The 6,833-nt window shown below is 48.4% G+C and carries 7 protein-coding genes and 1 pseudogene; 2 read left to right on the top strand and 6 right to left on the bottom strand.

Annotation, left to right across the window (positions count from 1 at the left end; translation table 11 throughout):
- Positions 1 to 99: 99 nt before the first annotated feature.
- Entirely contained in the window at positions 100 to 1,464 is a 1,365-nt protein-coding gene (locus ACP5SG_RS05850) for a sigma-54-dependent transcriptional regulator (protein WP_237887839.1), read from the bottom strand.
- A gap of 43 nt (positions 1,465 to 1,507) precedes the next feature.
- Here ACP5SG_RS05850 and ACP5SG_RS05845 point away from each other — a divergent pair, with 43 nt between their 5' ends.
- Together ACP5SG_RS05845 and ACP5SG_RS05840 are read left to right on the top strand one after the other, a co-directional pair.
- On the top strand, positions 1,508 to 2,584 hold the full coding sequence (locus tag ACP5SG_RS05845) for a diacylglycerol/lipid kinase family protein (RefSeq protein WP_237887837.1): 1,077 nt from the start codon (positions 1,508 to 1,510) through the stop codon (positions 2,582 to 2,584).
- Between the two features lie 120 nt (positions 2,585 to 2,704).
- Positions 2,705 to 2,959, top strand: coding sequence for a hypothetical protein (locus ACP5SG_RS05840; RefSeq protein ID WP_428122826.1), 255 nt, complete (start codon positions 2,705 to 2,707; stop codon positions 2,957 to 2,959).
- Positions 2,960 to 2,996: 37 nt separating this feature from the next.
- Here the strand turns inward: ACP5SG_RS05840 and pyk are convergent, their stop codons facing one another.
- The 5 genes and pseudogenes from pyk to ACP5SG_RS05815 form a co-directional block, all read right to left on the bottom strand.
- Positions 2,997 to 4,439 carry a pyruvate kinase gene (gene pyk / locus ACP5SG_RS05835; protein WP_428122823.1) on the bottom strand — a complete coding sequence of 481 codons (1,443 nt, stop codon included), beginning with the start codon at positions 4,437 to 4,439 and terminating at the stop codon, positions 2,997 to 2,999.
- The gene (locus tag ACP5SG_RS05830) at positions 4,436 to 5,167 is read right to left on the bottom strand and encodes a lysophospholipid acyltransferase family protein (protein ID WP_424661270.1); all 732 of its coding nucleotides are present in this window, start codon (positions 5,165 to 5,167) and stop codon (positions 4,436 to 4,438) included. The genes pyk and ACP5SG_RS05830 overlap by 4 nt, the downstream gene beginning before the upstream one ends.
- A 17-nt stretch (positions 5,168 to 5,184) precedes the next feature.
- Entirely contained in the window at positions 5,185 to 5,562 is a 378-nt protein-coding gene (locus ACP5SG_RS05825) for a NifB/NifX family molybdenum-iron cluster-binding protein (RefSeq protein ID WP_424661269.1), read from the bottom strand.
- 23 nt (positions 5,563 to 5,585) lie between these two features.
- The gene (locus ACP5SG_RS05820; protein ID WP_237887828.1) at positions 5,586 to 6,467 is read right to left on the bottom strand and encodes an Mrp/NBP35 family ATP-binding protein; all 882 of its coding nucleotides are present in this window, start codon (positions 6,465 to 6,467) and stop codon (positions 5,586 to 5,588) included.
- Positions 6,468 to 6,495: 28 nt separating this feature from the next.
- Positions 6,496 to 6,833 (bottom strand): annotated as a pseudogene (locus tag ACP5SG_RS05815) ((4Fe-4S)-binding protein); the annotation flags it as partial.

Below are 6,833 nucleotides of genomic sequence, written 5' to 3'. Positions count from 1 at the left end.
GAGGGTTAGGGAATTCATCTCTCTCTTGCTCTTGAGAAAATTGAAGCAATATTTGTGCCACAATTAAAAAGATGGGACCCCATAATCTGAGCAAGGCGATTACGTCTCTATTTGATACTGCTTTAATTTGTATTGCAAGGTTCTTAAGGATATGCCTAATATCTCGGCAGCCTTCCGCCTATGTCCCCCTGTCTCTTTCAAAGCCTCTTCTATGGCATCTTTCTCGAGCTCTTCCAGACTTTTAAGCCTTCTCGGCCCTGGCTGCAGGGAGGTATCGCCTTTGTCTATTTTTGGTTTTGGTTCAGGCCAAAGGACAGCGGGCAATAAGAGTTCCAGACCTTGATTTAAGATGATGGCTCTTTCGAGTACATTATGCAATTCCCTTATATTACCCGGCCAACTATAAGATTGCAGCCTCTTTATCGACTCTTCAGTGAGTTTAACAGGCTTAACCCCGACCTTTGCCGATATGGTCTGTATCATATAGCCAGCAATGGTCGGCATGGCCCTGATCCTCTGTCTTAAGGGAGGAAGGGCTATGGGAAACACATTCAGCCGGTAATAGAGGTCTTCCCTAAAACGTCTTTCCTTGATATTTAATAAAAGGTCCTGGTTTGTAGCCGCTATAACCCGAGCCGTAGTCGTCAAGGTGGTAACCCCCCCTACCCTTTCAAAGGACCTCTCCTGAAGGACCCTTAAAAGTTTAGATTGGAGACCAATAGGCATCTCACCTATCTCGTCCAAGAAGATAGTACCTTCCTGCGCCAATTCAAATTTGCCTTGTTTGGTCTTTATTGCACCAGTAAAGGCACCTCGTTCATGACCAAAAAGTTCTGATTCGATAAGGGTCTCTGGGATCGCAGCGCAATTTAACTCCACAAAAGGCCCTTTCCTCTCGCTGAGACTATGTATAGCCTTAGCTATAAGGCTCTTTCCCGTGCCACTTTCACCCAAAAGAAGCACAGTCACCCCAGTCTTTGCCACCTGTTTTATTTCATCCCAAATCCGTTCCATGCCAGCAAAAAGGACATCCGCTGGCGGAAGCCCATCGGAGAGCTGATTTTGCCAAAGCCTATTCGCTGCAAGCAATGCCTGGCGTTCCAGTATCTTCGAGACCGCTATCCTCAACTCGTCCGGATCTTTCAGTGGTTTTATAAGATAATCTTGCGCACCTTCCTTCATAGCCTGAACAGCGTTTTCTACCGTTGCAAACGCTGTAAGAAGGATAAAATCTATCTCTGGTCTCTTTTCTTTCACCTTTCTCATGAGTTCGATGCCATTCATATCCGGCATCTTTAGGTCGGTTATCACTATATTCGGCGAAAATTCTTCCATTACATCAAGCGCTTCCCTGCCGCTTTCGGCGGTTTTAACCCTATAGCCAGGCTGTTGTAATATCCTGCTAATGAGTATCGTGATAGCGTGCTCATCATCAACCACCAGTATTCTTATCTCGGGTTCCATAAAAGACTTTCTTTCCTTGAGCCGTCCATATAATATAAAAACTATGGACTATTTATTTTTAATAAATCCGGTCGCCGGATCAGGGCTAGGCGCCAGGATCGCCGATGAGATTGAAGGCGGGGTCCAGTGCCCGAGTTTTTCCATCCAAACGGTCTTTACAGACCCCAAACGCATCGAGAACCAAGTGCTTTCCCTTACCGGCAGCAAAAAACTTATTGTCATCGCAGGTGGAGACGGGACGGTCTCCACAGTAACCAGGATATTATCTAAATTAGTCAATCCTCCGCCTTTTGCAATCCTACCGCTAGGTACAGGAAATGATATCGCAAGAAGCCTTGGCTGGTGGGACGTATGGGATACAGGCGGACTACCGCTCTTTTTTACGGCCCTTGCAAACGGCAGAGTTGAACCGATCGACGTATGGTCATTGGGGCATGGCGATACCTTCCTTGGTTACATGGGCATCGGCCTTGACGCCTCCATAGTGCGCTCCTTCTACAAAATGCGCAGATATTTCAAGAACAGTGCCGCACCAAGCATCAGACAAAATAAGCTATTTTATCTCCTTGCAGGGATCAAAAGCATAATAAGAAATACGGTAAAAGGGTCTATCCCTGAACTAGATATCTCATTAACCGATCATACCGGGAAAAAGGACTCTTTTACATTAAAAGGAAATTTCAGTTTTATCCTCTCCAATATAGAATATTATGCTGGCGGAGGAAGGCTTTCCAAAGGCGCAGACCGCTCCGACGGTATCCTTAATATATATAAACTTGATGATATGTGCGAATATATAAAATTTCTGGCGAAGGGCAGATTTGCTCCCCTATCAGCCCAAATAAGGCCGATCACGGCCAAGCTTATAAATATCGCAGTAAAGACCCCCGTACAGATACAACTTGACGGCGAATGGGCAGGTGAAAAAAGACCTGGCGACGTGATCAGCGTTGAACTTGCAAGGGTCATCGCGGCCTTTTTGCCACCCAAGGATTTTTTTGCAAGGGCAAGGCTTGAAAAAATGTATAATAATGGACATTCTTTTAAAAAGAAATCCGTCTCGGCATATCCAAGACCGGCTACAATTAAAAGGGGCAAAATCAGATCAACCATTAAGTAACATGTCTAGCAATACATAAAGACCACTAAAAAAATACCTTCTGGTCGGCAATGCGATACTAAGGAGACCATATGAACGAACGCCGTAAAACCCGAGGTGCCCATCGACGAGGGAGAGGCCATGGATATGCTAATAGAATTGCCTGTGATCGGCCCAATACCCCTCAAGGGTTACATACAGCACAAAAACGGTGAGAAAACAGGCATCGGCATGCAATTTGTCCAAGTGCGATTCGCCCAAGAGGAATCGGAATATTTCAATATATATCAACAGTTCATTAAGCTGATGTCTCAGCTCGAAAAAATAAGGGAATCATATCTTGAGCTCGTTCAAAAAGGGGCTGTGAAACTCCATGCCATGCCTCAAAAAAAATAGACACCAAATGAAAACTCTATAGGCACTTACAAATCTGCTAGGTCCGCTCGAGATCCATGATCTCCATGCGATTTGTGCCGCCTGGATGCCAGATTGATGGCCCTTGCGTAAGAACAACAAGACCTTTTGTAACGCCCATCTGCAAAAACCATTTGCGACAATAGGCCCCCCAGCTTGATACATCCTCGGACACATGGACAGGATAAACGCCGCATGAAAATACGAGCCGCCGGCACGTCTTCTCGTCAAAACTGAGGGCTGCAATCCATACACTGGGTCTGAGACGCGCGACTCTCCGTGCAGTGGCCCCGCTGGCAGTCGGCGTGACGACTGCAATCGGCCTCAAACTCCTGACAGCTCCGTAGACGCCCTCGGCTATGATATCTTCTACGGATGTTGTCTCTTTTCCTGGGACCTGACTAACGGATATAGATAATGCCATATTATAAAAATCTGGCTCGTTTTCCGTCACCTCAGCGATCCTTGACATCATGGACACAGCCTCAACAGGATACCGCCCCATGGCGGATTCCTCGGACAACATCACACAATCAGTACCGTCAAGGATGGCGTTCGCCACATCGGTCACCTCAGCCCTGGTCGGGCGACTATTTTCCACCATGGACTCGAGCATTTGCGTGGCGGTTATAACAGGTCTGCAGAAAAGTCTGGCCTTGCGGATAATACGCTTCTGCACAGCAGCGACCTCTTCTATGGGGATCTCGACCCCGAGATCACCCCTTGCCACCATGATACCATCCGCAGCCTCAAGGATGGCGTCAATATGTTCAAGGGCCTCTCTCCGCTCTATCTTTGCTATTACAAACGGGTCATAGCCAATAGTCGATGCCGCATCTCTAAGGTATTTTATGTCCGTTTCGTCCCGTACAAAAGAGATGCTGACCGCATCAATCCCCTCATCCGCTGCAAAGGCGAGACACTTAAGATCATATTCAGTGACAGCCCTTACGCCAAGATCGATCCCAGGGAGATTTATACCCTTGTGCGACCTGAGCGTGCCGCCCACAACGACCCTGCATTGGACGTCACCTCTATCAATCCCCTCCACTTCAAGCTGAATGAACCCATCGTTCAGATAGACCTTATCTCCTTTGCGTACAGCCTTTGAAAGACCATCAAAACTCACAGGGATCCGATTGTCGTCCGCGCCTTCCTGTACATCACCCACGAACAAAACGATACGTTTCCCGTAATCAAGCTCTAAAGGCTCTTTCTTAAGCCTTCCAACACGCATCTTTGGGCCGGGGAGATCAGCAAGGATGGCCACCTTCTTGCCGACCGCATCAGCCGCCCATCTGACGTTGGAGACAACCATTCTGTGACTGTCAAAATCGCCGTGGGCCAAGTTAAGCCTGGCCACATCCATACCTGCCCTGGCCATCCGCTCAAGCACATCCGGCCCGCTTGAAACAGGACCGATAGTGCACACGATCTTCGTCTTATGCGAAGGAAAAATCATGATTGCACCCTTGGATCAGACCGGTTTAGGTTGCCGAGCATGGCGTTTATTGCATCCCATACCTCTTTTGTCAGATCGTCTCTTGAACCTTTAGGGTCAATAGGCCTACCTATGGATACAGAGATGATCCCCCCCGGCCTTATCATTAGACTACCCTTGGGAAGCACCTTATGGCTGCCACTTATCGCCACAGGAACTATTGGACAACCCGATTCTATGGCCACCTTTATACCACCTATCTTGAAAGGTTGAAGACGGCCGTCACTACTCCTCGTCCCCTCCGGAAAGACAACGATCGACGTGCCTTCCCTGATCCTTTTGGCCGCATCTCTCAGGCCCAAGACCGCAGTCTTGCCGCCCGATCTATCTATCGGTATATAGCCGGCCATACGCATGGCCTGACCGAAAAGCGGGATCTTAAAAAGCTCTTTCTTTACCAAGAACCGAAACTGTACGCACAAGGCAAGGTATAAGACAGGTATATCAAGCTGGCTTGCATGATTAGATGCAAAGACTACAGGCCTGCCCAACGGGATATTTTCAGATCCTGTGACATTTAGCCTCAACCCAGCCACTATAAAAAGCAACTTTGACCAGAACCTTCCCAGATTATGACCATAATCCCCTGTCCCTGTAAGTAGAGAGAGCAATATGGCTATTGAACCCAGCAATACATAGCTGCTCACGGCAAATATCAAGAAAAATACAGCCCTTATCTTGTGAAACATAACCAAGTGCCATCTCTCTAGTGTCCGCCGCAACTATGACCGTGCTCATGGCCATGACTGTGGCCTGCGCATGTAGATCCGGCCACCCCCTTGAGCCTCCCGGAAAGCAATGCCTTCACCGCCTCACTCGGCTCCATGGGTTGAACGCCTGCTATGACATTTATACCGGACGCCGTAAGTATCTCCACTGCCCTTGCCCCAATGCCGCCACAGATAAGATGAGTTACCCCTTGTTCATGGAGCCATCTTGGTATAACACCAGGTTCATGAGGAGGCGGTGCGAGCATGGCAATCACCCCTGGCTGGCCGTCTTTTACATCTACAAAAGCGAATTTTGGTGCATGGCCGAAGTGGCCCGCTATCATTTGACCATCTATAGGCATGGCGATCTTCATTTGTCCCTCCTTCATCCATGATATCATTGTCGCCCAGAGGCCTGTCTGGCCTTCTTTTCCGCCCGTAGCGCCTGCGTTGCATTTATTGTATTCCTTATAATTTGTTCAAAGGCTTCTGACGTATGGCTGTTTGGATATGCAGCCACAAGCGGTCTTCCAGCATCACCGGTGGTCACTATCCTTGGGTCAACAGGGATACGCCCAAGAAACGTTATGCCGAGCTCTTCAGCAAGCTTTTCACCACCGCCCTTTTTGAAGACATCCACCGCCTTCCCACAGTGCGGGCAGATCATACCGCTCATATTCTCAACAATCCCCAGAATAGGCATATTTACGTGTCTGCAAAAGCTTATTGACTTCCTGACGTCAAGCAGAGAGACCTCCTGCGGGGTGGTGACGACCACCGCAAAGGCATCTGGTATCATCTGTGCAATGGTCATTGGCTCGTCTCCAGTGCCTGGGGGTGCGTCTATCACAAGGTAATCAAGATCTCCCCATTCGATGTCATAGATGAACTGCCTGATGGCCGACATCTTCAGGGGCCCGCGCCACATGACAGCCGAGTCTTTTTCTGGCAGGAGCGGTTCAACCGACATAAATTGGAGATTGGGCGAGTAAAACACCGGCCCCACCGTCCCGTCAGATCTCCGTTTAAGCTCACCCCTTTCAAGGCCGAGCATCTTCGGGACATTTGGACCATGCAGATCGACATCCAAAAGACCCACATAAAAATTCTCAAGGGAGAGACCGAGCGCCAGATTTACGGCCACGGTGCTCTTGCCGACCCCGCCCTTGCCGCTCATGACCATTATCTTGTTTTCAATCCTGTCAAGCTTCTGCTTTATCATCTGGTCCTGTTGGTCAAGAACAGGATTCGCCCTGACATTTTGTTGTGTTGCTTCCACAGCTCTTTCCTCCAATCATTCATTATGGTTAATCAAGCAAGATCGTCAATCCGTTGAAGAGCCGCCTTATTGAATCGGCTATCGGCCCTCTATCGTACCCTACAATCGGCCTTCTCGCTATAATGCTTTTTACGGCCTCACGGTCGAAAGGCAGCCTGCTTATCACTCGAACACCTTTCTTCAAACATATTCCCTCTATTTGAGCGGAGATCTCTGGATTTATATCCCATTTATTTATACACGCACACGATAAAAGCTTAAAGTGTCTTGCAAGATCGATAACTCGCTCAAGGTCATGAAGACCGGAAAGCGTCGGCTCTGTGACCACGAGCACAGCGTCTGCATTTGAAAGGGACGAGATTACAG

Origin of the sequence: Dissulfurimicrobium sp., from assembly GCF_049968175.1 — a bacterium.
Lineage (GTDB): Bacteria > Desulfobacterota > Dissulfuribacteria > Dissulfuribacterales > Sh68 > Dissulfurimicrobium > Dissulfurimicrobium hydrothermale.
The sequence above is the reverse complement of the archived record's forward strand: the minus strand, read 5'-3'. Positions and strand labels throughout refer to the sequence as shown.

Coding starts and splice junctions, on each gene's coding strand:
- ACP5SG_RS05850 (WP_237887839.1), bottom strand. CDS start 1,464: ATGGAACCCGAGATAAGAATACTGGTGGTTGATGATGAGCACGCTATC.
- ACP5SG_RS05845 (WP_237887837.1), top strand. CDS start 1,508: ATGGACTATTTATTTTTAATAAATCCGGTCGCCGGATCAGGGCTAGGC.
- ACP5SG_RS05840 (WP_428122826.1), top strand. CDS start 2,705: ATGGATATGCTAATAGAATTGCCTGTGATCGGCCCAATACCCCTCAAG.
- pyk (WP_428122823.1), bottom strand. CDS start 4,439: ATGATTTTTCCTTCGCATAAGACGAAGATCGTGTGCACTATCGGTCCT.
- ACP5SG_RS05830 (WP_424661270.1), bottom strand. CDS start 5,167: ATGTTTCACAAGATAAGGGCTGTATTTTTCTTGATATTTGCCGTGAGC.
- ACP5SG_RS05825 (WP_424661269.1), bottom strand. CDS start 5,562: ATGAAGATCGCCATGCCTATAGATGGTCAAATGATAGCGGGCCACTTC.